This window comes from Microterricola viridarii (assembly GCF_001542775.1).
In the GTDB taxonomy this organism is placed as follows: Bacteria; Actinomycetota; Actinomycetes; order Actinomycetales; family Microbacteriaceae; genus Microterricola; species Microterricola viridarii_A.
In genome coordinates this window covers 1,888,933-1,912,833 of record NZ_CP014145.1, presented here as the reverse complement: position 1 = coordinate 1,912,833, position 23,901 = coordinate 1,888,933, and the positions used below count along the sequence as shown (strand labels likewise).

At 69.6% G+C, this 23,901-nt stretch carries 22 protein-coding genes; 19 read left to right on the top strand and 3 right to left on the bottom strand.

Going from position 1 to position 23,901, the window contains the following annotated elements:
• The first annotated feature begins 9 nt into the window (after window positions 1-9).
• From miaB to dapF, 3 genes are all read left to right on the top strand, one after another.
• The gene (gene miaB, locus AWU67_RS08825) at window positions 10-1,608 is read left to right on the top strand and encodes a tRNA (N6-isopentenyl adenosine(37)-C2)-methylthiotransferase MiaB (RefSeq protein ID WP_067227997.1); all 1,599 of its coding nucleotides are present in this window, start codon (window positions 10-12) and stop codon (window positions 1,606-1,608) included.
• Window positions 1,608-2,606, top strand: a complete 999-nt coding sequence (gene miaA / locus AWU67_RS08820) for a tRNA (adenosine(37)-N6)-dimethylallyltransferase MiaA (RefSeq protein ID WP_067227994.1) — start codon at window positions 1,608-1,610, stop codon at window positions 2,604-2,606. The genes miaB and miaA overlap by 1 nt, the downstream gene beginning before the upstream one ends.
• Before the next feature lie 64 nt (window positions 2,607-2,670).
• Window positions 2,671-3,552: a diaminopimelate epimerase gene (gene dapF, locus AWU67_RS08815; RefSeq protein ID WP_067227991.1), complete on the top strand. Its 882-nt coding sequence runs from the start codon at window positions 2,671-2,673 to the stop codon at window positions 3,550-3,552.
• 25 nt (window positions 3,553-3,577) lie between these two features.
• On the opposite strand, the gene AWU67_RS08810 is transcribed toward dapF, so the two are convergent.
• Window positions 3,578-4,198 (bottom strand): class I SAM-dependent methyltransferase, encoded by a 621-nt coding sequence (locus tag AWU67_RS08810; protein WP_067227989.1) that lies wholly within the window; start codon window positions 4,196-4,198, stop codon window positions 3,578-3,580.
• A gap of 43 nt (window positions 4,199-4,241) precedes the next feature.
• Between AWU67_RS08810 and hflX the strand changes: the two genes are divergently transcribed.
• From hflX to metE, 3 genes are all read left to right on the top strand, one after another.
• Window positions 4,242-5,813 carry a GTPase HflX gene (gene hflX / locus AWU67_RS08805; RefSeq protein ID WP_067227987.1) on the top strand — a complete coding sequence of 524 codons (1,572 nt, stop codon included), beginning with the start codon at window positions 4,242-4,244 and terminating at the stop codon, window positions 5,811-5,813.
• 291 nt (window positions 5,814-6,104) lie between these two features.
• Window positions 6,105-7,076, top strand: a complete 972-nt coding sequence (locus tag AWU67_RS08800; RefSeq protein ID WP_067227985.1) for a methylenetetrahydrofolate reductase — start codon at window positions 6,105-6,107, stop codon at window positions 7,074-7,076.
• 191 nt (window positions 7,077-7,267) lie between these two features.
• Window positions 7,268-9,595: a 5-methyltetrahydropteroyltriglutamate--homocysteine S-methyltransferase gene (gene metE, locus AWU67_RS08795; protein ID WP_067227983.1), complete on the top strand. Its 2,328-nt coding sequence runs from the start codon at window positions 7,268-7,270 to the stop codon at window positions 9,593-9,595.
• Window positions 9,596-9,662: 67 nt separating this feature from the next.
• Here the strand turns inward: metE and lexA are convergent, their stop codons facing one another.
• On the bottom strand, window positions 9,663-10,298 hold the full coding sequence (lexA, locus tag AWU67_RS08790) for a transcriptional repressor LexA (protein WP_234407425.1): 636 nt from the start codon (window positions 10,296-10,298) through the stop codon (window positions 9,663-9,665).
• A 371-nt stretch (window positions 10,299-10,669) separates the two neighbouring features.
• Between lexA and AWU67_RS08785 the strand changes: the two genes are divergently transcribed.
• The 7 genes from AWU67_RS08785 (at window position 10,670) to AWU67_RS08755 (ending at window position 16,772) form a co-directional block, all read left to right on the top strand.
• Entirely contained in the window at window positions 10,670-11,047 is a 378-nt protein-coding gene (locus tag AWU67_RS08785) for a LysM peptidoglycan-binding domain-containing protein (RefSeq protein WP_234407202.1), read from the top strand.
• 93 nt (window positions 11,048-11,140) lie between these two features.
• Window positions 11,141-12,262 (top strand): histidinol-phosphate transaminase, encoded by a 1,122-nt coding sequence (locus AWU67_RS08780; RefSeq protein WP_067227978.1) that lies wholly within the window; start codon window positions 11,141-11,143, stop codon window positions 12,260-12,262.
• A 13-nt stretch (window positions 12,263-12,275) separates the two neighbouring features.
• A complete protein-coding gene (gene hisB / locus AWU67_RS08775) occupies window positions 12,276-12,884 on the top strand; it encodes an imidazoleglycerol-phosphate dehydratase HisB (protein ID WP_067227976.1) in 609 nt (202 codons plus the stop codon).
• Window positions 12,881-13,522 carry an imidazole glycerol phosphate synthase subunit HisH gene (gene hisH, locus AWU67_RS08770; RefSeq protein WP_067227973.1) on the top strand — a complete coding sequence of 214 codons (642 nt, stop codon included), beginning with the start codon at window positions 12,881-12,883 and terminating at the stop codon, window positions 13,520-13,522. Before hisB ends, hisH begins: the two co-directional genes overlap by 4 nt.
• 107 nt (window positions 13,523-13,629) lie before the next feature.
• Entirely contained in the window at window positions 13,630-14,376 is a 747-nt protein-coding gene (gene priA / locus AWU67_RS08765) for a bifunctional 1-(5-phosphoribosyl)-5-((5-phosphoribosylamino)methylideneamino)imidazole-4-carboxamide isomerase/phosphoribosylanthranilate isomerase PriA (RefSeq protein WP_067227971.1), read from the top strand.
• Window positions 14,360-15,202, top strand: a complete 843-nt coding sequence (locus tag AWU67_RS08760; RefSeq protein ID WP_082716872.1) for an SseB family protein — start codon at window positions 14,360-14,362, stop codon at window positions 15,200-15,202. The genes priA and AWU67_RS08760 overlap by 17 nt, the downstream gene beginning before the upstream one ends.
• Window positions 15,203-15,332: 130 nt before the next feature.
• Window positions 15,333-16,772, top strand: coding sequence for a pyridoxal phosphate-dependent decarboxylase family protein (locus AWU67_RS08755; RefSeq protein ID WP_082716871.1), 1,440 nt, complete (start codon window positions 15,333-15,335; stop codon window positions 16,770-16,772).
• A gap of 91 nt (window positions 16,773-16,863) precedes the next feature.
• On the opposite strand, the gene AWU67_RS08750 is transcribed toward AWU67_RS08755, so the two are convergent.
• On the bottom strand, window positions 16,864-17,244 hold the full coding sequence (locus AWU67_RS08750) for a DUF1844 domain-containing protein (protein ID WP_067227969.1): 381 nt from the start codon (window positions 17,242-17,244) through the stop codon (window positions 16,864-16,866).
• Between the two features lie 267 nt (window positions 17,245-17,511).
• Here AWU67_RS08750 and infC point away from each other — a divergent pair, with 267 nt between their 5' ends.
• From infC to pheT, 6 genes are all read left to right on the top strand, one after another.
• The gene (gene infC, locus AWU67_RS08745; RefSeq protein ID WP_082716870.1) at window positions 17,512-18,108 is read left to right on the top strand and encodes a translation initiation factor IF-3; all 597 of its coding nucleotides are present in this window, start codon (window positions 17,512-17,514) and stop codon (window positions 18,106-18,108) included.
• Entirely contained in the window at window positions 18,101-18,295 is a 195-nt protein-coding gene (gene rpmI, locus AWU67_RS08740; protein ID WP_047406521.1) for a 50S ribosomal protein L35, read from the top strand. The genes infC and rpmI overlap by 8 nt, the downstream gene beginning before the upstream one ends.
• A gap of 44 nt (window positions 18,296-18,339) precedes the next feature.
• Complete coding sequence (rplT, locus tag AWU67_RS08735) at window positions 18,340-18,732, top strand: 50S ribosomal protein L20 (RefSeq protein WP_067227967.1); 393 nt, start codon at window positions 18,340-18,342, stop codon at window positions 18,730-18,732.
• A 73-nt stretch (window positions 18,733-18,805) separates the two neighbouring features.
• Window positions 18,806-19,612 (top strand): TrmH family RNA methyltransferase, encoded by an 807-nt coding sequence (locus AWU67_RS08730; protein WP_067227965.1) that lies wholly within the window; start codon window positions 18,806-18,808, stop codon window positions 19,610-19,612.
• Window positions 19,613-19,695: 83 nt separating this feature from the next.
• Window positions 19,696-20,766: a phenylalanine--tRNA ligase subunit alpha gene (gene pheS / locus AWU67_RS08725; protein ID WP_082716869.1), complete on the top strand. Its 1,071-nt coding sequence runs from the start codon at window positions 19,696-19,698 to the stop codon at window positions 20,764-20,766.
• 2 nt (window positions 20,767-20,768) lie between these two features.
• A complete protein-coding gene (gene pheT, locus AWU67_RS08720) occupies window positions 20,769-23,294 on the top strand; it encodes a phenylalanine--tRNA ligase subunit beta (RefSeq protein WP_067227963.1) in 2,526 nt (841 codons plus the stop codon).
• The last annotated feature ends 607 nt before the right edge of the window (window positions 23,295-23,901 follow it).

Here is a 23,901-nt window from a genome sequence, read left to right as displayed (position 1 = left end):
GAGCCCATCATGAGCACCGTCAGCGAGAACCCCACGATCATTGCGCCGTCCACGGCGTCACACGATGCCGAGGGGCGGGCGCGCAGCTACGAGGTGCGCACCTACGGCTGCCAGATGAACGTGCATGACTCCGAGCGGCTGAGCGGCTCGATGGAGGCCGCCGGCTACATCAAGGCCGACGGCGTCGAGCCGGATGTCGTCGTGATCAACACCTGTGCCGTGCGCGAGAACGCCGACAACAAGCTCTACGGCAACCTCGGCTACCTGGCCGGTGTGAAGCGCCGTCACGCCGGGATGCAGATCGCCGTTGGCGGCTGCCTGGCCCAGAAAGACAAGAACGTCATCCTGGAGAAGGCGCCCTGGGTGGATGTCGTCTTCGGCACCCACAACATGGGGGCCCTGCCGAACCTGCTGGAGCGGGCCCGCCACAACGACGAGGCGCAGATCGAGATCCTCGAATCGCTCGAGACCTTCCCGTCGACACTGCCCACCAAGCGTGACTCCAGCTATAGCGGCTGGGTGTCCATCTCCGTCGGCTGCAACAACACGTGCACGTTCTGCATCGTGCCCGCCCTGCGCGGCAAGGAGAAGGACCGGCGCCCCGGCGAGGTGCTCGCCGAGATCCAGGCGCTCGTCGACGACGGCGCCATCGAGGTCACGCTGCTCGGCCAGAACGTGAATTCCTACGGCGTCGAGTTCGGCGACCGGCTCGCCTTCGGCAAACTGCTGCGCGCCGCCGGCGCCATCGAGGGTCTGGAGCGCATTCGCTTCACCAGCCCGCACCCGGCCGCGTTCACCGACGATGTCATCGACGCCATGGCCGAGACGCCGGCCGTCATGCCCCAGCTGCACATGCCGCTGCAGTCCGGCTCCGACCGGGTGTTGAAGGCGATGCGGCGTTCCTACCGCTCCGCCAAGTTCCTCGGCATTCTGGAACGGGTGCGCGAGCGGATGCCGCACGCCGCGATCAGCACCGACATCATTGTCGGCTTCCCCGGCGAGACCGAGGAGGACTTCCAGGAGACGCTGCGCGTCGTCGAGGAGGCACGGTTCGCGACGGCCTTCACCTTCCAGTACTCAATCCGCGAGGGCACCCCCGCCGCCACGATGGCCGATCAGATTCCCAAGGAGATCGTGCAGGAGCGCTACGAGCGTCTCGTCGCCCTGCAGGACCGCATCTCCTGGGAGGAGAACGAGAAGGTCGTCGGCCGCACCGTCGAGGTGCTCGTCGCCAACCATGCCGGCAAGAAGGATTCCGAGACGAACCGGCTCTCCGGCCGCGCCGAAGACAGCCGCCTGGTGCACTTCGAGGTGCCGGCCGGCTCCGAGACGCCTCGCCCCGGAGACGTGGTCACGGTGACCGTGACGCAGGCCGCCCCCTTCTTCCTCATCGCTGACTCCATCGACGACGCCCCGCTCGCCATCCGGCGCACCCGCTCCGGCGACGCCTGGGACCGCCAGGAGGCGGATTCCTGTGGTGTGCCGGCCGGAACCTCCTCGGCCGGCGGCCAGGGAGCGGCCGGACCGGTCTCGCTCGGATTCCCGAGCCTGCGCGTCGGCGGCGCGACGACGATCCCCATCTACAACACCGACGACGAGCTGCGCTGATGCCGGCAAGCCGGCCCGGGGTTGACCCGGCCGCGCTGATCGCCGTCGTCGGGGCCACCGGCACGGGCAAGTCTGCGCTCTCCCTCGACGTCGCCGAGCGGCTCGCCGCCGATGGCATCGCCGCCGAGATCGTCAACGCCGACGCCATGCAGCTCTACCGCGGAATGGACATCGGCACCGCCAAGCTTCCGCTGTCCGAGCGCCGCGGCATCCCGCACCACATGTTCGACGTGCTGGAGGTGCGGGACGAGGCGGCGGTCGCCGGCTACCAGGAGCAGGCCCGCGCCGTCGTCGACGACATCCGCGGGCGCGGCGCCGTGCCGATCGTTGTCGGTGGCTCCGGGCTCTACGTCTCCGCCCTCGTCTACGACTTCCGCTTCCCCGGCACCGACCCCGACATCCGGGCGGCCCTCGAGGCCGAGCTTGTTGAACTCGGCCCCGGCCTGCTCTACCAGCGCCTGGCCGCCTTCGACCAGGCGACCGCGCTTCGGGTGGGTTCCACAAACGGGCGGCGCATCGTGCGCGCCCTCGAGGTGATCGCGCTCACGGGGGAGCCCAACGCGGCCGCCCTGCCCGACGAACCGGTGCCCTGGCATCCGCTCGCCATCATCGGGCTTGCCGCTGAGCGCGAGGTGCTCACCGCGCGACTGGACCGCAGGGTCGAGCAGATGTGGGCCGAGGGGCTGCTCGACGAGGTGCGTGGACTTCTGCCGCTGGGCATCGAATCGGGCGTCACCGCCAGCCGCGCCATCGGCTACACGCAGGCCATCGACGAGATCCACGGCCGGGTGGGTCAGGCCGAGGCGATCGAGATCACGCAGCAGCTCACCCGTCGCTACGCCCGCCGACAGGTCAGCTGGTTCAAGCGTTACCCGCATGCCCTCTGGCTGCCGTCCGCGACCGAGCAGGACGCCCCGGATGCCGCCGCGGGCCGCGTCGACGCCGTGCTCGCAACCTGGCGGGCTGCCGGAACCACGCCCGTGGAGCCGCCGGCCTGAGCTAGTCGGCCTGAGCTGGCCCTGCTGTCCGGGGCGCACACGGCCCGCCGCTTAGACTGGGCGCATGGCTTTCGACCTGCACTTCACCAAGGGCCAGGGCACCGGGAACGACTTCGTGCTCTTCGCCGACCCGGACGGTTCGCACCCGCTGAGCCCGGCGCAGATCGCCGCCGTGTGCGACCGCCGCTTCGGCATCGGCGCCGACGGGCTGATCCGCGCCGTGCGCTCCGACGCGCTGCCGGAAGGCGCGGCCGCGCTGGCCGAAGACCCGGATGCCGTCTGGTTCATGGACTACTGGAACGCCGACGGCACCCCCTCAGAGATGTGCGGCAACGGCGTGCGCGTCTTCACCCGGTTCCTGCTCGACCAGGGCCTGGCCGAGCTGCCCTCCGGCGACACCCTCTCCATCGGCACCCGCGCCGGCGTCCGCGACGTGCAGAGCAACCACACCGGCTTCCAGGTGGACCTCGGCCGCTGGCGTCTCGCAGGCGGGGAGCCGCTGGTCCGGGCCAAGAACCTGCCGGTGGCGCGCCCCGGCCTCGGCATCAACGTCGGAAACCCGCACGTCGTCGTGGCCCTCGCCGACGATGCCGAGCTCGACGCCGCCGACCTCAGCTACATCCCGCAGCTCGAGCCGAGCCCGGACGGCGGCGCGAACGTCGAGTTCGTGGTGCCGGCCGACCCGCTGGTGCACGACGGCGTCGGCAGGTTCCGGATGCGGGTGCACGAGCGCGGTTCCGGCGAGACGCAATCCTGCGGCACCGGCGCGGCCGCCGCCGCCCTCGCCGTCCGGCACTGGGCCGGTGCTGGCGCACCCAACCAGTGGCGGGTCGAGGTGCCCGGCGGGGTGCTCGGCGTGCGCATGTTCCCGACCGAGGACGGCGAGCACGTCGCGCTCTCCGGCCCGGCCGAACTCGTCTTCGACGGCGTGCTCAGCCTCGGCTGAGCGCACCGCCCACGTCACATCGCGGTTAGTTCGCGTCGGCTGTGCGGGTCGCCTTGAGCACGCGGAAGCCCTTGCTGATCGCCTCGCGGGCGATCGTGAGCCGGCCGGCGAACTCCGCCTCGAGCCAGCGCTGCAACGAGTCGGAGCCGAGGTTGCGCTGCACGACCAGGTAGGAGTCCGCGCCCGCCTGCAGACGCGGCATCCAGTGCTGCAGCATCGAGTGCAACACGTCCTTGCCGACGCGGATCGGCGGGTTCGACCAGATGGTGGTGAACCGCACATCGTCAGGCACATCCTCGGGGCGCACCGCCTTGATGTTCGTCAGGCCGAGCTCGGCGGCATTGCGGCGAACGAGCTCCAGGGCGCGGTCGTTCACGTCGACGGCCCACACCGTGGCGTCCGGTGACTCCAAGGCGAGGGTGAGGGCAATGGGGCCCCAGCCGCAGCCGAGGTCCAGCAGGTCGCCGGTGGCGGGGGGTGCCGGCGCGTAGCGCAACAGCACCTCTGTGCCCTGGTCGATGTGGTCGGGGCTGAAGATCCCGTTGGAGGTGGTGACCTCACGGTCCTGCCCGCCGAGTCGCACCGTGATGCGGCGCAATTTGAGCTCACTCCCCGGTTCCGCGCTGAAGTAATGCTCTGAAGCCATGACAGCGAATCTATCGCAGATTGGAACCCGTAAACTGAGAGCAATGACTGACGCCAGTAACACCACCAACGACAGCACCGGCACCGACGCCCTCGAGAGCGACGACGTGGTCGCCCGGGTGTTGGCTAGCGCCGACGCTCGAGCCGCGGGCGGAGCCCACTTCAGCTCCGGCATCTTCTCCAGCGGCGCACAGGCGCTGCAGACCGAGGCAGGGGCCGCGGCATCCAGCGACGGTGAACAGCTCGACCGCGAGGACCGCAACGCCCTGCGCCGCGTGCCGAGCCTCTCCACCGAGCTCGAAGACGTCACAGAGGTCGAGTACCGCCAGCTGCGGCTCGAGAACGTCGTCTTGATCGGTATCTACATGCAGGGCAGCGTGGATGACGCCGAGAACTCGATGCGCGAACTGGCCGCCCTGGCAGAGACCGCCGGTGCCACCGTGCTCGACGGCCTGCTGCAGCGCCGGCCCAATCCCGACCCGAGCACGTTCCTCGGCAGCGGCAAGGCACGCGAACTCGCCGGCATCGTGCAGGCGCTCGGCGCCGACACCGTCATCGCCGACACCGAGCTCGCGCCCAGCCAGCGCCGCGCACTCGAAGACGTGGTCAAGGTGAAGGTCATCGACCGCACCGCCGTCATCCTGGACATCTTCAGCCAGCACGCGAAGAGCCGCGAGGGCAAGGCCCAGGTCGAGCTCGCCCAGCTGCAGTACCTGCTTCCCCGCCTCCGTGGTTGGGGTGACTCCATGTCGCGCCAGGCCGGTGGCCAGGTCGGTGGCGCCGGTGCCGGCATGGGTAGCCGTGGCCCCGGTGAGACCAAGATCGAGCTGGACCGCCGCCGCATCCACACCCGCATGTCCAAGCTGCGCAAGCAGATCGCCGCCATGAAGCCGGCCCGCGAGGCCAAGCGCGCCAACCGCCGCCGCAACTCGGTGCCATCCGTCGCGATCGCCGGGTACACCAACGCCGGCAAGTCCAGCATCCTCAACCGCATCACCCACGCCGGCGTGCTGGTGGAGAACTCCCTGTTCGCGACCCTGGACGCCACCGTGCGCAAGAACACCACCTCCGACGGGCGCATCTACACGCTGGCCGACACCGTCGGTTTCGTGCGCAACCTGCCGCACCAGCTGGTCGAGGCCTTCCGCTCCACTCTGGAAGAGGTGGCGGACTCCGACCTCATCGTGCACGTCGTCGACGGCTCCCACCCCGATCCGGCCAGCCAGATCGCCACCGTGCGTGACGTCATCGGTGAGGTGGGTGCGCGCGGAATCCCCGAGCTCATTGTCTTCAACAAGTCTGACCTGATCGACGACGACGCCCGCCTGGTGCTGCGCGGCCTCGAGCCCCGCGCCATCTTCGCCTCCGCCCGCAGCGGCGAGGGCATCGACGAACTGCTCGCCACCATCGGCGAGATGCTGCCGGACCCGAGCCTGGCCATCGAGCTCGTCGTGCCCTATGACCGTGGCGACCTGATCTCGCTGCTGCACGAGAAGGGCCGCGTGATCTCGACTGAGTACGTGGAGGACGGCACCCTCGTGCGCGCCCGCATCGCCAGCGACCTGGAGTCGCTGTTCGCGCCGTTCCGCGCCCCGGCCGGCGCGCTCGAGGCCTAGCAGCGCTTACTGTGCGCGCCCTGCGCTGCCGGCCGAATGGGGCGGCAGCTGCCGGGCGTTGAGGCCCTCGTCGTCACATTCGGTCACGGCCTGCCGGGCGTCTGCCGCGCGTTGTATTCTCGGTGAAACGTTGTTGCCACACCGGCACAATGGGAGCGAAAGCCGAGCCCGGCGCCCGCCCGCATCCACAGCCGTCACCCCTGTCCAGAACAGGGGACACTGGGGGAACGCGGCCTGAACGGTTCGGCACCCTGCGCAGTGTTTGGCGGCGACACCCCGCAGAGGAACGCCATGGCTCACCACCACACCACCCCCGGTCTCGACGCCCAGCCCGCGTCGCTGCCGCCGGTGTCTTTTGAGCTCTTCCCTCCGCGCACGGATGCCGCGGCACTGGCGCTCGGCCGCACCATTGACCGCCTGGCCGAAGCAGACCCAGCGTTCATTTCAGTCACGTACGGCGCCGGCGGCTCCTCCCGGGATCGCTCGCTCACCGTGCTTCGCTACATCCTCGAGCACACCGCCGTCGAGCCGATGGCGCACCTGACCTGCATCGGCTCCTCCTACGCCGAGGCGAACAGCTTGGTCCGCCAGTTCTTGGATGCCGGCATCACCAGCTTCCTGGCGCTTCGCGGCGACCCGCCGAGCGGTGTGACCGGGCCCGCCGAACTCGGCGACCTCGGCAGCGCCGCCGAATTGGTGCAGCTGATCCACCGGGTGCAGGAGGAGCGCGAGCCGTTCTCGCAGCAGCGCATGCCCGGTGTTCCTCAGGGCAGCCGCATCGCGCGCCGGCGCCGCCCGGAGCGCGTGGCCGTTGCCGCATTCCCCAACGGTCACCCGCGCGCCCGTGGCACGAGCGCCGACGTCGACAGCCTGCTGGCCAAGCAGGTGGCCGGCGCGACGCTGGCGATCACCCAGCTCTTCTTCCACGCCGACGACTACCTCGGTTTCGTGGAGCGCGCCCGCGCGGCCGGGGTCACGATCGACATCGTGCCCGGGCTGATGCCCGCGACCAGCCCGGCTCGGCTGGCCCGGATCGCGGAGCTGACCGGTGAGGAGATCCCCGCAGAGCTGGAGATCGCCCTCGAGGTGGAGCCGAGCGAGCAGGGCCAGCACGAGATCGGCGTCGACTACATCGCGCAGCTCGCCCGCGAGGTGCTCGCCGGCGGCGCGCCCGGCCTGCACCTGTACACCTTCAACCAGCACCGTGCCGTGCTCGGCGTCCTGGAACGCCTCGGCCGAATGCCGGCGGTCGCCGGCCGCTAGCCCGAGCCCGCGACCCTCCCCGCACGCGACCCGCCCCGCACACGAGCCAGCCCGCTCGAACAGGCCGTCAGGCACCCTTCCGCACCACCGCCATGCCATTTTCGGCCCTTTCCGTCTCCACGACCGCCGCACCCGAAAACCCCACAGCCCGCACCCACCCGGTGCCGGCACCTCACCAGTAAGGACGACGCATGACCACGACCCCCTTCCCCTCCGGCACCATCCTCGGCTACCCGCGGATCGGGCCCCGTCGCGAACTCAAGCAGGCCGTCGAGGCGTTCTGGGCCGGCAGCATCACCGCCGCGGAGCTGGAGCAGCGCGCGGCAGAGCTGCGCGCCGCCACCCGCGGCCGGCTCGCCGCGCTCGGCCTGGGCCGTGAGGACGCCGCGATCCCGGAGAGCTTCTCCTTCTATGACCAGGTGCTGGATGCCGCGGTCACCGTCGGCGCCGTGCCGAGTCGGTTCGGGCACCTCGTGGCCGAGGACGGCAGCCTCGACCTGGCCGGCTACTTCACGTTGGCCCGCGGCGCCGGAGACAACCTGCCGCTGGAGATGACCAAGTGGTTCGACAGCAACTACCACTACCTCGTGCCGGAGATCGGGCCGGAGACCGAGTTCCGGCTGGCCGGCGACCGCCTGGTCCGCGAGTTCGAGGAGGCCAAGGCCGCCGGTTACCTGACTCGCCCGGTGATCGTCGGGCCGGTGACATTCCTGCTGCTCGCCAAGGCGAGTGACGAGGCCCCTGCCGGATTCGAGCCGCTCAGCCGGCTGGACGACCTGCTCCCCGTCTACGCCGAGCTGCTGGCCCGCCTGCACGCCGCCGGGGCGACCTGGGTGCAGTTGGACGAGCCGGCCCTCGTGAACGAGAGTATTCCGGTCAGCCGGCCGGAGCAGTTGACCGCACTGGCCGAGGCCTACCGTGTGCTCGGCGCGGAGACCAACCGCCCCGCGCTGTTCGTCGCTGCGCCGTACGGCGCGCTCGGGGACGCGCTGCCGGTGCTTGCGGCGTCCGCCGTCGAGGCGATTGGGCTCGACTTGGTGCGGGGCACGCTCCCGAGCGGGCTCGACCCCGAGACCGCGGCCGCCCTCGCAACGAAGACCGTGGTCGCCGGCGTCATCGACGGCCACAACATCTGGCGCGGCGATCTGGCGGCGGCTCTGGACGTTGCGACGGCCGTGACCGCGCTCTCGCCCACGGTGTCCGTCTCCAGCTCGACATCGCTGCTGCACCTGCCGCACGACGCTCGGGAGGAGACCAAGCTCGGCCAGCTCGGCAACTGGCTGGCCTTCGCCGACCAGAAGGTGGGCCAGATCGTGACGGTGGCCGAAGGACTTCGCGGCGGCCGGGCTGCCGTGAGCGCGGAACTGGATGCCGCGGCTGCCGCCCTGGCCGAGCGACTGGCGGCGCCCGGCGTGCGGGATGCGGCGGTGCGCGAGCGCGCCGCCGCGCTCAGCGCCGCCGACTACGACCGCGGCGACTACGCCGAGCGCGTCGCGGCGCAGGAGGCGGCCATCGACTTGCCGCTGCTGCCGACCACGACGATCGGCTCCTTCCCGCAGACCTCCGACATCCGTCGGGCACGCGCCCGGCTGAACTCCGGCGTGCTCAGCTCCACCGAGTACGAGGCGCTGATGAAGGAGGAGATCGGCCGGGTGATCGCGCTGCAGGAGCAGATCGGTCTGGACGTGCTCGTGCACGGTGAGCCGGAGCGCAACGACATGGTGCAGTACTTCGCCGAGAACCTGGATGGCTTCGCCGTCACGGAGCACGGCTGGGTGCAGTCCTACGGCAGCCGGTGCACCCGCCCCTCGCTGCTCTGGGGTGACGTCTCCCGGCCGGCCCCGATCACGCTGGACTGGGCGGTGTACGCGCAGAGCCTCACCGCGAAGCCCGTGAAGGGCATGCTCACTGGCCCCGTCACGATCCTGGCCTGGTCGTTCGTGCGCGACGACCAGCCGTTGGGGGAGACGGCGACCCAGCTGGCACTGGCCCTGCGCGACGAGATCGCCGAGCTGGAGGGTGCAGGGATCGGCATCATCCAGGTTGACGAGCCCGCCCTGCGGGAACTCCTCCCGTTGAAGCGCGCCGACCACGCCGCCTACCTGGACTGGTCCGTCGACTCGTTCCGGCTGGCCACGGCCGGCGTGCGACCGGAGACCCAGATCCACACCCACCTCTGCTACTCCGAGTTCGGTGAGGTCATCGATGCCATCGGTCGGCTGGACGCCGACGTGACGAGCGTCGAGGCGGCCAGGAGCCGGATGGAGATCGTCGACGACATCGCCAGCAGCGGCTTCGATCACGGCATCGGGCCGGGCGTCTACGACATCCACTCGCCGCGCGTTCCCGGGGTGGCGGAGATGACGCAGTTGCTCGAACGCGCACTGCAGGCCGTGCCCGGCCGCAGGCTCTGGGTCAACCCGGACTGCGGGCTGAAGACGCGCGGCTACCAGGAGACGGTGGAGTCGCTGCAGAACATGCTCGGGGCGACCCGGGCGGTGCGGGCGACGACGCACTGACCCCAGCGAGCCTGAACGGCGAGAGGGCCGCCCCGGAATCCGGGGCGGCCCTCTCGTGTGGAACGATCTAGACGCTGCGCAGCACGGCGACGATCTTGCCGAGGATCTCGGCGTAGTCGCCGAGGATGGGCTCGAAGTTGCTGTTGCGCGGCAGCAGCCAGGTGTGGCCGTCGCGCTGGCGGAACACCTTGACGGTGGCCTCGTTGTCGAGCATGGCGGCCACAATCTCACCATTCTCCGCGGTCTTCTGGGCGCGCACGACGACCCAGTCGCCGTCGCAGATGGCGGCGTCGATCATCGACTCGCCGACCACCTTGAGCATGAACAACTCGCCCTTGCCGACGATCTGTCGCGGCAGCGGGAAGATCTCATCGATCTGCTGCTCGGCGGTGATCGGGATGCCGGCGGCGATGCGCCCGACCAGCGGCACCATGGCGGCATCGCCGACGGTGGCGGAGGAGGTGGCGAAGCGCTCGCCCTCGTCGCTCTCGGTGCCCTCGTTCTGCGACGGCACCTCGATCAGCACCTCGAGCGCACGCGGCCGGTTGGGGTCGCGGCGCAGGTAGCCGCTGAGCTCCAGCTGCTTGAGCTGGTAGGTGACGCTGGAGAGTGAGGCCAGGCCAACGGCATCGCCGATCTCGCGCATGCTCGGCGGGTAACCGCGCGCGCCGACGGACCGCTGGATGACGTCGAGGATCGCCATCTGCTTGGCGCTCAGGCTCTTGCGCCGACGATTGCCCGGCTTCGCGGCGTTCTTCACGTCGGGGGGTGTGTCGTGCTCTGTCGTCACCGTTATGCCCTCACTCTTCGGCCTACTTTTTTGGCGGCACGGCGCCTGTGCGCAGTGCGCAACTGACCGTGTCAGTGGTGCCTGATTGTCTGTCTCCAGACACTCTCGACTTTATCGCTCGGCGAGTGTCCCGACAAACGAATGTTCGAGTGTGTCGCGCATTTCTTCAGATTTTCTCGAAGAAAGACTTGCATATTCGAATTCATCGAATGTATGTTCGGATCACAGCTTCGCTTCCGGCCTTCCCGACTGTGGGTTGGATGCGAATCCCAGAGGAGGTCGAAATGAGTGCATCACCCGCAATCCCGGCGAATATGCAGGCAGAAGCCGGCGCATCTGCGCCTGTCGTCATTCGCAGCCACCTTCGATTGACCCGCCGTGGCCGTGTCGTGTTCACGACGCTTGCCGCCCTGCCGATCGTCGCGGGGGCGCTTGTCTTCGCCGTGAACGGGGGAGGGGCCGTCGCCGGCGACGCCGCCCAGCAGGGCGCCACCTTCGACTACGTCTCTGTGCCGCCCGGGGAGTCCCTCTGGACGCTCGCCGAGGATCTGGCGCCGCAGGCGGACCCGCGCGACGTGGTCGCAGCCTTCATCGAGCTCAACCAGCTCGAGACCTCCCAGGTGCAGGCCGGCCAGCGCCTGGCGATCCCCGCCGGCTACTAAGGCGACCGCTGGTCCCACACCCGGGGCCGGCAGGTGCCGGCACTGGGCGTCATGATCGAGCACCGTCCCAGACGCTGCCCATAGACTCGTACGGTGACGAACCTCAGCGATCTTCCCCTGCGTGATGACCTTGTCGGCCGGGAGCCATACGGCGCCCCACAGGCCGTTGTTCCCGTTGCCCTGAACGTCAACGAGAACAGCCACGGAATCCCGGAAGACGTCGCCCATGACATCGTCGCCCGCGTCGCGGCCGCCGTGCTCAGCGTGAACCGCTACCCCGACCGCGAGTTCACCGAGCTGCGTGAGAGCTTCGCCCGCTACCTCGGCCACGGCCTCGACGCTTCCAACATTTGGGCGGCCAACGGCTCCAACGAGGTGCTCCAGCACATCTTGCAGGCCTTCGGCGGTCCCGGCCGCACACTGCTCGGCTTCACGCCCACCTATTCCATGTACTCACTGCTGGCCTCCGGCACGGGCACCGAGTGGGTCGCCGTTCCCCGCGCGGCCGACTACACGATCAGCGCCGAGGACGCCGCGGCCGCGGTGCGCGAGCACCAGCCCAACATCGTCTTCCTCTGCTCGCCCAACAACCCGACCGGCACCCCGCTGCCGCTCGAGGTGGTCGAGGCCGTCTACGAGGCCAGCCAGTACGAGAACGGCGCCGCGATCATCGTCGTGGACGAGGCCTACGCCGAATTCTCTCCGGAGGGCACGCCGAGCGCGCTCAGCCTGCTGGCCGGCCGGCCCCGCCTGCTCGTCTCGCGCACCATGAGCAAGGCCTTCGCCTTCGCCGGCGCGCGGGTCGGGTACCTAGCCGCCGATCCCGCCGTCACCGACGCGTTGCGCCTGGTGCGCCTGCCCTACCACCTCTCTGCCTTCACCCAGGCGGCCGCCAACGCCGCGCTGGCACACTCCGCCGAAATGCTCGGCATGGTGGATCAGATCCGTGAGCAGCGCGACCGCCTGGTGCGCGAGCTCCGCGCGCTCGGCTACAGCCCGTACGCGAGCGCCAGCAACTTCGTGCTGTTCGGGGGAGTGACCGACCCGCACGCCGTCTTCGAAGCGCTGTTGGCACGCGGCATCGTGATCCGCGAGGTGAGCCTGCCCGGCCAGCTCCGAGTCACGGCCGGAACCGAGGCCGAGACCAGCACATTCCTCCGCGCGCTGGCCGAGGTCGGCCCGGATGGCCGCGGCGCCCCAGTCACCCAGTCGTGAATAGAATCAGAGCATGAGCCCTTCCCCCCGTACCGCCTCGATTCGCCGCGAGACCAGCGAGTCCAGCATTGAGTTGTCGATCAACCTGGACGGGACCGGTGTCGCCGACATCCAGACCTCCGTTCCGTTCTACGACCACCTGCTGACGGCGTTCGCGAAGCACTCGCTGACCGATCTCACGGTGCGCGCCCACGGCGACACCGAGATCGACGTGCACCACACGGTCGAGGACATCGGCATCGCGCTCGGCTTCGCCATTCGCGAGGCGCTCGGCGACAAGAGCGGCATCTCGCGCTACGGTGACGCCCTCGTGCCGCTCGACGAGGCGCTGGTGCAGGCCGTCGTCGACATCTCGGGCCGCCCCTACCTCGTGCACACCGGCGAGCCGGCCGGCTTCGAGTACCACCTGATCGGCGGCCACTTCACGGGGTCGATGGTGCGGCACGTCTTCGAGGCCATCACCTACAACGCGGCGCTGACCGTGCACATCACCGTGCAGGGCGGCCGTGACGCGCACCACATCGCCGAGGCCGAGTTCAAGGCCTTCGCGCGCGCCTTCCGCCAGGCCAAGTCGTTCGACCCGCTGGTCGTCGGCATCCCGTCCACCAAGGGAGCACTGTGAGCGCTCCCAGCGTCGTCGTCCTCGACTACGGAACCGGCAATGTGCACTCGGCCGTCAAGGCCCTGGAGCTGGCCGGCGCCGACGTCACGCTGACGGCGGACCGCAAGCTCGCCCAGGAGGCCGACGGCCTGCTCGTTCCCGGCGTGGGTGCGTTCAGCGCGGTCATGGACGCCTTGCGCGCCGTGCGGGGTGACGAGATCATCGACCGGCGCCTTGGCGGCGGTCGCCCCGTGATGGGTATCTGCGTCGGCATGCAGATCCTGTTCGAGCACGGCGTCGAGCGTGGCGTCGACACGGAGGGGCTCGGCGAGTGGCCGGGTTCCGTCACCGAGCTGCCGGCCGCTGTGCTGCCGCACATGGGCTGGAACACGATCGAGACCGGCGAGAACTCCGTGCTGTTCGACGGTATCGAAGAGGAGCGCTTCTACTTCGTGCACTCGTACGCCGCGCAAAGCTGGACGCTCGACGTCATGCCGCCGTTCCCCGAGCCGAGCCTGAGCTGGGCGGAGCACGGCGGGCGATTCCTTGCCGCGGTCGAGAACGGCCCGCTCTCTGCAACGCAGTTCCACCCGGAGAAGTCCGGGGATGCCGGCATCCGCCTGCTGAAGAACTGGCTCGACTCGCTGCGCTCCGCCTGAGCGGGAGAGGCCCGTCGCCGATGGGTCACGATGCGCAGCCGCGAGCGCGTATCATCTTATGTTTGTGTCGGTTGCCCGGAGGTGGCGGCCATGAGTCGAGGAAAATCATGAGTGAGTTCAACAAGACCCCGCGTCTTGTGCTTCTGCCCGCAGTGGACATCGCCGGCGGCAAGGCCGTGCGCCTGACCCAGGGCGAGGCCGGCACCGAGACCAACTACGGTGACCCCGTCGACGCCGCGGCCGACTGGGCCGCCCAGGGCGCCGAGTGGATCCACCTCGTCGACCTCGACGCAGCATTCGGCCGTGGCAACAACCACAGCGTCGTCAAGAAGGTGCTGCGCCAGGTCAAGGGTGTGCACATCGAGCTTTCCGGCGGCATCCGTGACGACGAGTCGCTCGAGTCCGCCCTCAACATGGGTGCCAAGCGCATCAACCTCGGCACCGCCGCACTCGAGAACCCGGAGTGGGCCGCCAGCGTCATCGCCCAGTACGGCGACGCCATCGCCGTCGGCCTCGACGTGCGCGGAACCACCCTCGCCGCCCGCGGCTGGACGCAGGACGGCGGCGACCTGTGGTCGGTGCTCGACCGGCTCGAGAGCGCAGGCTGTGCCCGCTACGTCGTCACCGACGTGACCAAGGACGGCACCCTGCAGGGCCCCAACATCGAACTGCTCAAGCAGGTCATGGCCCGCACCCACCGCCCCGTCGTGGCATCCGGCGGCATCTCGAACCTCGACGACATCGCCGCGCTGCGCGCGCTTGTGCCTGGCGGCCTCGAAGGAGCCATCGTCGGCAAGGCCCTCTATGCGGGAGCCTTCACACTGGCCGAGGCCCTGGATGTCGCGAGCGACTGAGCCCGTGCAGCCCAACCCCGTGCAGCCGGAGTCGGCGCAGCCCGACGCGGTGGCTGTGCCGCAGCTCCCTGCACACCTCGCTGACTCCGCCGGCCAGCCGTGGGCCGGCCGCAGTTTCGATGAGAACACGCACGCAGAGGATGACGGGTCCGCGCCTCCCGCCCTCCTCGACGCCCTCGCCCGGTTCCGAGCTGGGGTGCACGGGCAGGCCGGCGTCGTCGACGCCCTGCGCGGCGCCCGGCTGCTGATCCCGCTGGTCGCCCACCTCGGCGAGGCCGGCGAGAACGAGCACGGCCACATGATCGACAAGAGCCAGGAGCTCTCGATCGTGACCGTCGCCGGCCCGGACGGGCGAAACGTCCTGCCGGTGTTCAGCTCGGTGCAGGCGATGGCGGCGTGGAACCCGAAGGCCCGGCCCGTGCCGGCCGACGGCGTGCGCGTCGCCCTGGCCGCCGCCAGCGAGAACACCGACCTCGTCGTGCTCGACCCGCTCTCGCCGACCGAGTTCGCCGTGCGGCGCCCCGCGCTCTGGGCGATCGCGCAGGCGCAGGAGTGGCGGCCGAGCTTCGAGTCCGGCGCCGTGCTGGAGGCGTTCCAGTCCTCCGTGTCCTCAGAGCTCTCCGTGCTCTCCGTCTCCCTCGTGCCCGGTGACCCCGGTGCAGTGCTCGCCGGCCCCGAGCTGCTGGTGCGGCTCGAGCTCGTCGACGGGCTGACCCGCGAACTGCTCGACGTGACGCTGTCCCGGCTTGCCCAGCGCTGGGCCGCCAGCGACGTCATCGCCACGCAGGTGGACTCGCTCACCGTCAAGCTCGTCCGCTCCACCTAGACCCGGAATGCTCGTGCCGTCGTTGACAGGCCGGCTAGACCCGCAATGCTCGTGCCGTCGTTGACGGGCCGGGGGTGCAGGCGGAGAATCGGGGAAGCGCGCGTCGTGCGCGCAGAATCCAGGTTCCCGGATGGGTGTTCCAACCGATCCCGGGTCTGCAGCGGATCCCGCGTCTGTCGACAGCGCTGAATCCGGTCGAGGCTCCCGGGGTTACGACGCGGTACTCGACACCGCCGACGCGGCGGCCCGGCGCTGGCTGGGCGCCGTGTTCGGCCGCCCAATCCCGGCCGCGATCGGCATCGACGAGGTGAAGGCGGCGATCGGGCGGGAGCTGCCCCGGGTCGGGATGCCGGCGGAGGCTGTGATTGAGCAACTGGCCGAGGCCATCGAGCCCGGCCTGATGGCCAGCCAGTCCGGGCGCTTCTTCGGCTGGGTGATGGGCGGCACCTACCCCGTAGCCCTCGCCGCCGACTGGCTGGTGAGCGCCTGGGATCAGAACGCCGGCATGCGCGACGCGACGCCCGGCGTGATCGCCGCAGAGGAGCTCGCGGGGGAGTGGCTGCTGCAGCTGCTCGGCCTGCCCGGCGACGCCGACGTCGGTTTCGTGACCGGGGCGACGAGCGCGAATTTCGTCGGGCTGGCCGCCGCCCGCCAGCACGTACTCGAGCAGGCCGGCTGGGATGTGAACCAGGATGGCCTGAGCGGGGCCCCGCGCATCCGCCTGATCGCCGGCGCAGAGCGGCACGGCGCCATCGACCTCGCCGCGCGCTACCTGGGCCTCGGCGCGGCCACCCTGGTGCCCGTCGACCGGCACGGCCGGATCAGCATCGCCGGCCTCGCGCGCGCACTCAGCGAGGGCAGCGGGCCGGCGATCGTCTGTCTGCAGGCCGGCAACATCCACTCAGGGGCGTTCGACGACTTCGCGGCGGCATCCGCCCTCTGCCGGGCGGCCGGGGCGTGGCTGCACATTGACGGCGCCTTCGGCCTGTGGGCGGGGGCGGCGCCCGGCCTGCGACACCTGACCGCCGGCTATGAGTTGGCCGATTCCTGGGCCACCGACGCGCACAAGACCCTCAATGTGCCCTACGACTGCGGGGTGGCGATCGTCGCCCGTCCCACGGCGATGCACACGGCGTTCGGCGTGCACGCCAGTTATCTGCTCACGCCGGAGGCTGGGGCCGACCCGTTCGAGAAGGTGCCGGAGATGTCGCGGCGGGCGCGCGGCGTACCCCTGCTGGCGACGCTGCGCTGGCTGGGCCGTGACGGCGTCGAGGCTCTCGTCGCGGGGCTCGCCGAGAACGCGGCCACCCTGGCCGCAGAGCTGTCGGAGCTGCCGGGCGTCAGCATCCTGAACAACGTCGTGTTCACCCAGGTGTGCCTGGTGATGGCCGACGACACGGCAACCCTGGCCGTCGGCGCCCGCCTGCACGAGCAGGGCCTGGTGCTGGCCTCACCGTCGCGTTGGCACGACCGTGCCGTGTTGCGGTTCTCGGTGAGCAATTGGGCGACGGATGCCGGCGAGGTGCGCGCCACGGTGGACGCCGTCCGTGCGGCGCTGCCCCCGGACTAAACAGCCTCGGGCCTGAACAGCCTCGGGCCTGAACAGCCTCGGGCCTGAACAGCCGCGGGCCGGGCATCCGCCACCCAGTGTGCTGGTGGCCCTAGTTGACGGGGCCGGTCCACTTCTCGCCCGGGCCCTGGCCGATGGCATCCGGAATGACAGAGGCCTCGCGGAAGGCCAGCTGCAGGGAGCGCAGGCCGTCGCGCAGGCTGCGCGCGTGCATGTCGCTGATCTCGGGGGCTGCGGCGGTGATCAGGCCGGCGAGGGCGTTGATGAGTTTGCGCGCCTCGTCGAGGTCCTGCTGCGCGTCCGGGTCATCGGCCAGGCCGCACTTGACCGCCGCTGCGCTCATCAGGTGCACGGCCGTGGTCGTGATGACCTCGACGGCGGGCACGTCGGCAATGTCACGAGTGGCTTCCGCGGCCTCTGCTCTGGCGGCGTTCTCGTCGAATGCCGGGTTTTCATCGAAATTATTGCTCAAGGCATTCCTCTGCTAGGCTCATCTGGGCTACGGAGCGAATGCTCCGTGACGAAAGTGGATATTCTCCCACCCGCGCTTGACCGCTTTACTAGGTTACCGGGTAGTTAGCACTCCGTTTTCCTGTGCATCAGTTTCGACTGGCGCGCGGGGAGGCAGCCAGGGTGTAGCAAGAAAGCTCGTGTTCGCACGAGAGATCTCTGCGTGAATCTCCTCCTCTTCGTCCACCACAGGGCAACCGCACTGTGGAAGTGGCTGAATCTTGAGTAGATGGAGACTCGCATCACCGATCCCCGTACAAACGACCGCATCCGAGTGCCAGAGGTTCGCCTCGTTGGACCCGGAGGCGAGCAGGTCGGCGTCGTCAAAATCGAGGTAGCCCTGCGCATGGCGCAGGATGCTGAGCTCGATCTCGTTGAGGTTGCCCCCAACTCCAAGCCGCCCGTGGCCAAGATCATGGATTTCGGCAAGTTCAAGTACGAGGCTGCGCAGAAGGCGAAAGAAGCCCGACGCAACCAGGCGAACACGATCCTCAAAGAGGTTCGTTTCCGTCTCAAGATTGACAAGCACGACTACGAGACCAAGATGAAGCGCGCCATTGGCTTCCTCCAGGGCGGCGACAAGGTGAAAGCCATGATCCTGTTCCGTGGTCGTGAGCAGTCTCGCCCTGATCAGGGCGTGCGCCTGCTCCAGAAATTTGCCGAAGATGTGGCGGAGTACGGTTCAGTGGAATCGACCCCGACCATCGACGGTCGAAACATGGTCATGGTCATTGGCCCTCTGAAGAACAAATCAGAGGTCAAGGGTGAGGCCAACGCACATCGGGCCGCGACTAAAGCGGCGAAGCAGGAGGAAAACAATGCCTAAGCAGAAGACCCACTCCGGGTCCAAGAAGCGCTTCAAGGTCACCGGCAGCGGCAAGATCATGAAGCAGCAGGCCGGAATGCGTCACAACCTCGAGGTCAAGGCCTCGAAGCGCAAGGCCCGCCTGAACCAGGACCAGGTACTGGCTCCGGCCGACGCCAAGGTCATCAAGAAGCTTCTCGGTCGCTGATCTTCTCGATCACCAGCCGTCACACCCGTTAAGGAATAAACAAAATGGCAAGAGTAAAGAGGGCCGTCAACGCCCACAAGAAGCGTCGGGTCATCCTCGAGCGCGCCAAGGGCTACCGCGGTCAGCGTTCGCGCCTCTACCGCAAGGCCAAAGAGCAGGTCATCCACTCCCTGGTCTACAGCTTCCGCGACCGTCGTGCCCGCAAGGGTGAGTTCCGTCGCCTCTGGATCCAGCGCATCAACGCTGCTTCCCGCGCCAACGGCATGACCTACAACCGCCTCATCCAGGGCCTCGGCCTTGCCGGTGTGCAGGTTGACCGTCGCATCTTGGCCGAGCTGGCCGTCAACGAGCCCGCCACCTTCGCTGCCCTCGTGCAGACCGCGAAGAAGGCACTGCCCGCCGACGTCAACGCTCCCAAGGCGAAGGCTGCTGCGTAAGCATCACCATCTTGAGAAGGCCCGACACCCGCGTGGTGTCGGGCCTTTTTCATGCGATCGGTAGACTTGCACCATGCTTGAAAATCCTCGTTCCCCCCGCGTCCGGTCCGTTGCCAAGTTGGCGAAGAAGGCGGCTCGCGTCGAGAGCGGCTTCTTCCTGCTCGAAGGACCGCAGGCCGTCGCCGAAGCCCTGAACTTCCGCCCCGAGCTGGTGCAGGAACTCTTCGGCACCCCCACCGCATTGGACCGCTACCCCGAGATCGGGCAGGCCGCCGAAGAGGCGGACGTCCCGTTCGAGTTCGTCACCGAGCAGGTGCTCAACTCGATGGCCGACACGGTCACCCCGCAGGGCTTCATCGCCGTCTGCCGCGTGTTCCCGACCGCCCTGAAAGACATCTTCGCCGGGGCGCCGAAGCTCATCGCCATCCTCGAAGAGGTGCGCGACCCGGGCAATGCCGGCACCATCATCCGTGCAGCGGATGCCGCCGGCGCCGACGCCGTGATCCTGACCGGCCGTTCCGTCGACCTCTACAACCCGAAGGTCGTGCGCTCCACCACCGGCTCGCTGTTCCACCTGCCGATCGCGATCGACGTGGAGCTCGAGGACGTGCGCCTGCGCGTGCGGGAAGCCGGCCTGCAGCTGATCGCCGCCGACGTGAACGGCGAGGACATGCTGGAGGTGCGCTCCACCGGCCTGCTGGTCGAGCCGACGGCGTGGCTGTTCGGCAACGAGGCGCGCGGGCTCACCGAGGAGAAGCTGGCGTTGGCCGAGCGTTCCGTCAAGGTGCCGATCTACGGCCAGGCCGAGTCGATGAACCTCGCCACCGCGGCATCCGTCTGCCTCTACGAGTCCGCCTTCGCCCAGCGCAGCGCGCTCTAACCGCACTCACACCGCGGGCGCACCGCGCGCGTCACGGCGCCTGCGGTGCGCCGGGCGCGCGCGGCTGAGTAAACTTGGGCCTTGTGTCTGAGTCCACTGAGCTCCCTGAAGCTATAAACGCCGAAGCTGTAATCACCGAATCCACCGTCGCCGCGGCTGTCGACGCCGCGCTTGCGGCGATCGAGGCCGCCGGCGACTCCGCCGCGCTGAAGGCCGTGCGCACCGCGCACACCGGCGAGGCCTCGCCGCTCGCCCAGCTGAACGCCACGCTGCGCGATGTGCCGAAAGAGCAGAAAGCTGCCCTCGGCAAGCTCGTCGGCCAGGCCCGCGCCCGCGTGAACCAGGCGTTCGCCGCCCGCGAGGAAGGCATCGTCGCCGCCGAGGCCGCCGCGCAGCTGGAGGCCGAGGCGCTCGACGTCACGGCCCTGGCCAGCCGTTACCGCCCCGGCGCCCGGCATCCGCTCACCCTGCTGCAGGACCGCGTCTCTGACGTGTTCACCGGCATGGGCTGGGAGATCGCAGAGGGCCCGGAGGTGGAGAGCGAGTGGTTCAACTTCGACGCACTGAACTTCGACGCCGACCACCCGGCGCGCGCGATGCAGGACACCTTCTTCATCGATCCGCCCGAGTCTCACCTGGTGCTGCGCACGCACACCTCGCCGGTGCAGGTGCGCTCCATGCTCGACCGTGAGCTGCCCATCTACGTGCTGGCCCCCGGCCGCGTCTACCGCACCGACGAGTTCGACGCCACCCACCTGCCCGTGTTCATGCAGTTCGAGGGCCTCGCCGTCGACAAGGGCCTGACCATGGCGCACCTCAAGGGCACGCTGGACCACTTCGTGAAGTCGATCTTCGGCGACGAGGCCAAGATCCGTCTGCGCCCCAGCTACTTCCCGTTCACCGAGCCGAGCGCCGAGCTCGACTTCTGGCACCCCACGTTCAAGCACGGGGCGCGCTGGATCGAGTGGGGCGGCTGCGGCATGATCAACCCCAACGTGCTGCGGGCAGCCGGCATCGACCCTGAGGTCTACTCGGGCTTTGCCTTCGGAATGGGCATCGAGCGCGGCCTCATGCTGCGCAGCGACGTAAAAGACATGCGTGAAATGGTCGAGGGCGATGTGCGCTTCTCCCAGCAGTTCGGAATGGTGGTTTAGTCATGCGGGTGCCCCTGAGTTGGCTCGCGGAGTTCGTCGATCTCGCACCGGGAACGACCGCTGACGATGTGCACGCCGCACTCGTCAAGGTCGGCCTCGAAGAAGAAGAGGTGCACGGCTTCGACCTCACCGGACCGATCGTGGTCGGCGAGGTGCTCGAGTTCGTCGAGGAGCCGCAGGCCAACGGCAAGACCATCCGCTGGTGCCAGGTGCGTGTCGCGCCCGACGGCCAGCAGGCCGCCGACGGCGGCGACGCCGTGCACGGCATCGTCTGCGGTGCAGGCAACTTCTTCGTCGGTGACAAGGTCGTCGTGACCCTGCCCGGCTCCGTGCTGCCCGGGCCGTTCCCGATTGCGCCGCGCAAGACCTACGGTCACGTGTCCGACGGCATGATCGCCTCCGTGCGCGAGCTCGGAATCGGCGACGACCACGACGGCATCCTGCGGCTGTCGACGCTGGGGCTGGACCCCGAGGTCGGCACCGACGCCATTGAGCTGCTCGGCCTGGCCGACGAGGCCGTCGAGATCAATGTGACGCCGGACCGTGGCTACGCGTTCTCGATCCGCGGCGTCGCCCGCGAGTACTCGCACGCCACGGGGGCAGCGTTCCGCGACCCCGCCGCGCACGGCCAGCTCACCCCGACCGCCAACGAGGGCTTCCCCGTCGCCTTCGCCGACGACGCCCCGATCCACGGCCGCCCCGGCGTTTCCGTGTTCTCGACCCGCGTCGTGCGCGGCATCGACCCGACCCGGCCGACCCCGCCATGGATGGTGTCGCGCCTGAAGTTGGCCGGCATCCGCTCCATCTCGCTGCCGGTCGACATCACCAACTACGTCATGCTCGAGCTTGGCCAGCCGACCCACGGCTACGACCTTGACAAGCTGAGCGGCGGCATCACCGTGCGCCGTGCGGCGCCGGGGGAGAAGATCACCACCCTCGACGCGCAGGAGCGCGCGCTGCACACCGAGGACCTGCTCATCACCGACGACAGCGGAGCCATCGGCCTCGCCGGAGTCATGGGCGGCGCCAGCACCGAGATCAGCGACTCGACGCGCAACGTGCTCGTCGAGGCCGCCAACTTCGACCCGGTGACCGTCGCGCGATCCGCCCGCCGGCACAAGCTGCCCAGCGAGGCCGCGAAGCGCTTCGAGCGCGGCGTCGACCCGCAGATCGCGGCGGCCGCCACCTCCCGTGTGGCCCAACTGCTCGTCGACCTGGCCGGTGGCACCGCGGATGACGCGGGCTCGCTGACCGGCGAGGCTTCAGGCGCCACGGCCATCCTGCTGCCGGCCGGCTACGTCTCCGGGCTCATTGGCGTCGACTACACGAACGAGGAGATCCGCGGCTCGCTGGCCGAGGTCGGCGGCGTGATCGCCGAGACCGAGGGCGGCCTGCTGGTCACCCCGCCGAGCTGGCGCCCCGACGTGACTGACAAGTCCGACCTGGCCGAAGAGGTTGCCCGCATCGTCGGCTACGAGCGCATCCCCTCGATCCTGCCCGTCGCGCCGGCCGGGCACGGCCTCACCCGCGAGCAGCGCATCCGCCGCACCGTGGCAGACGCCCTGGCCGCGGCCGGCTCGACCGAGATCATCGCGTTCCCGTTCCTGCCGAAGGCGCTGAACGACCTGTACGGCGCGGCCCAGTCCGCAGAGGTTGCGCAGATCAAGGTGGCGAACGCGCTCGACGCGAGCGCCCCATACCTGCGCACCACGCTGCTGCCCGGCCTTATCGAGGCCGCCAAGCGCAACCTGTCCCGCGGTCTGACGGATGTCGCGCTCTACGAGCTCGGCCTCGTCTTCACCCCAGAGCAGGGCGCCGTCTACGGCCAGGCCACGCTGCCCTCCGCCGTGCAGCGCCCGAGCGCGGAGCAGCTCGCCGAGCTGAACGCCGGCATCCCGCCGCAGCCGCGGCACGTCGCCGCGCTCGTCGTCGGCAACGTCGTGCGCAAGCAGCCGGGTCAGAGTGCCGTCCCGGCCGGCATCAGCGATGCCCTCGCCATCGTCGCCCAGATCGGGCTCGCCACCGGCGCGGACATCGAGATCGTGCAGGGTCGCCACAAGGCTATGCACCCCGGCCGCACCGCCGAGCTGCGGGTTGCCGGCCAGCACGTCGGCTTCGCCGGTGAGCTGCTGCCGCAGATCGCAGCCGACGCCGACTTGCCCCGCGTGGTTGCCGTCGTCGAGCTCGACCTGGACGCCGTGATCGCCCTGGCCGAGCCGGTCGTCGAGGCCACCGAGATCGGCACGTTCCCGGCTGCGACGCAGGACCTCACGCTCCTCGTCGCCGAGTCCGTGCCCGCCGCCGCGGTTCTGGCGGCCGTGCGCGAGGGTGCGGGCGAGCTGCTCGAGGAGCTGCACCTGGTCGACGACTACCGTGGCGCCGGGCTGGAGGAGGGGCAGAAGAGCCTCACCTTCGCGCTGCGCTTCCGTGCCGCCGACCGCACGCTCACCGCGGCCGAGGCGAGCGAGGCCAAGCTGGCTGGCGCCGCCCGTGCCGCCGAGCTGGTGGGTGCCGCCACTCGCGAGTAGCAATGATTGTATGAGGGAGGAGGGCGTCGCATGCGGCGCCCCTTCTCTCGTTCCCCGGTAGTGAACCCACCCGCTGGTCGGATAGCGAGGAACGAGCGTATCGAGACCCCGGCGCTGTTGGCTTCGGTCGCTGGCGCTCCCTCGAGCCAACGGGGATTCACGTCGGCTGGAGGGCGCCGCGCCTCTCTCCACGTCGGCTGGCGGGCGCCGCGCCGCTCTCTCCACGTCGGCTGGAGGGCGCCGCGCCGCGAGGAACGAGCAGCGCAGCGCCCGAAGCCCCGGAGCCACGCCGGCAGGGCTGCGCTCGTTGGCTTCGGTCGCTGGCGCTCCCTCGAGCCAACGGCGATCCACGTCGGCTGGAGGGCGCCGCGCCTCTCTCTTCACGTCGGCTGGAGGGCGCCGCGCCGCGAGGAACGAGCAGCGCAGCGCCCGAAGCCCCGGAGCGACCCCGGCAGGGCTGCGCTCGTTGGCGTCGGTCGCTGGCGCTCCCTCGAGCCAACGGGGGATTCACGTCGGCTGGAGGGCGCGGCGCCTCTCTCTTCACGTCGGCTGGAGGGCGCCGCGCCGCGAGGAACGAGCAGCGCAGCGCCCGAAGCCCCGGAGCGAC

What these genes read in the sequence shown, in the direction of transcription:
- miaB (WP_067227997.1), top strand. Translation starts at nt 10, where the DNA reads ATGAGCACCGTCAGCGAGAACCCCACGATCATTGCGCCGTCCACGGCG.
- miaA (WP_067227994.1), top strand. Translation starts at nt 1,608, where the DNA reads ATGCCGGCAAGCCGGCCCGGGGTTGACCCGGCCGCGCTGATCGCCGTC.
- dapF (WP_067227991.1), top strand. Translation starts at nt 2,671, where the DNA reads ATGGCTTTCGACCTGCACTTCACCAAGGGCCAGGGCACCGGGAACGAC.
- AWU67_RS08810 (WP_067227989.1), bottom strand. Translation starts at nt 4,198, where the DNA reads ATGGCTTCAGAGCATTACTTCAGCGCGGAACCGGGGAGTGAGCTCAAA.
- hflX (WP_067227987.1), top strand. Translation starts at nt 4,242, where the DNA reads ATGACTGACGCCAGTAACACCACCAACGACAGCACCGGCACCGACGCC.
- AWU67_RS08800 (WP_067227985.1), top strand. Translation starts at nt 6,105, where the DNA reads ATGGCTCACCACCACACCACCCCCGGTCTCGACGCCCAGCCCGCGTCG.
- metE (WP_067227983.1), top strand. Translation starts at nt 7,268, where the DNA reads ATGACCACGACCCCCTTCCCCTCCGGCACCATCCTCGGCTACCCGCGG.
- lexA (WP_234407425.1), bottom strand. Translation starts at nt 10,298, where the DNA reads ATGGCGATCCTCGACGTCATCCAGCGGTCCGTCGGCGCGCGCGGTTAC.
- AWU67_RS08785 (WP_234407202.1), top strand. Translation starts at nt 10,670, where the DNA reads ATGAGTGCATCACCCGCAATCCCGGCGAATATGCAGGCAGAAGCCGGC.
- hisB (WP_067227976.1), top strand. Translation starts at nt 12,276, where the DNA reads ATGAGCCCTTCCCCCCGTACCGCCTCGATTCGCCGCGAGACCAGCGAG.
- priA (WP_067227971.1), top strand. Translation starts at nt 13,630, where the DNA reads ATGAGTGAGTTCAACAAGACCCCGCGTCTTGTGCTTCTGCCCGCAGTG.
- AWU67_RS08760 (WP_082716872.1), top strand. Translation starts at nt 14,360, where the DNA reads ATGTCGCGAGCGACTGAGCCCGTGCAGCCCAACCCCGTGCAGCCGGAG.
- AWU67_RS08755 (WP_082716871.1), top strand. Translation starts at nt 15,333, where the DNA reads ATGGGTGTTCCAACCGATCCCGGGTCTGCAGCGGATCCCGCGTCTGTC.
- infC (WP_082716870.1), top strand. Translation starts at nt 17,512, where the DNA reads ATGGAGACTCGCATCACCGATCCCCGTACAAACGACCGCATCCGAGTG.
- rpmI (WP_047406521.1), top strand. Translation starts at nt 18,101, where the DNA reads ATGCCTAAGCAGAAGACCCACTCCGGGTCCAAGAAGCGCTTCAAGGTC.
- rplT (WP_067227967.1), top strand. Translation starts at nt 18,340, where the DNA reads ATGGCAAGAGTAAAGAGGGCCGTCAACGCCCACAAGAAGCGTCGGGTC.
- AWU67_RS08730 (WP_067227965.1), top strand. Translation starts at nt 18,806, where the DNA reads ATGCTTGAAAATCCTCGTTCCCCCCGCGTCCGGTCCGTTGCCAAGTTG.
- pheT (WP_067227963.1), top strand. Translation starts at nt 20,769, where the DNA reads ATGCGGGTGCCCCTGAGTTGGCTCGCGGAGTTCGTCGATCTCGCACCG.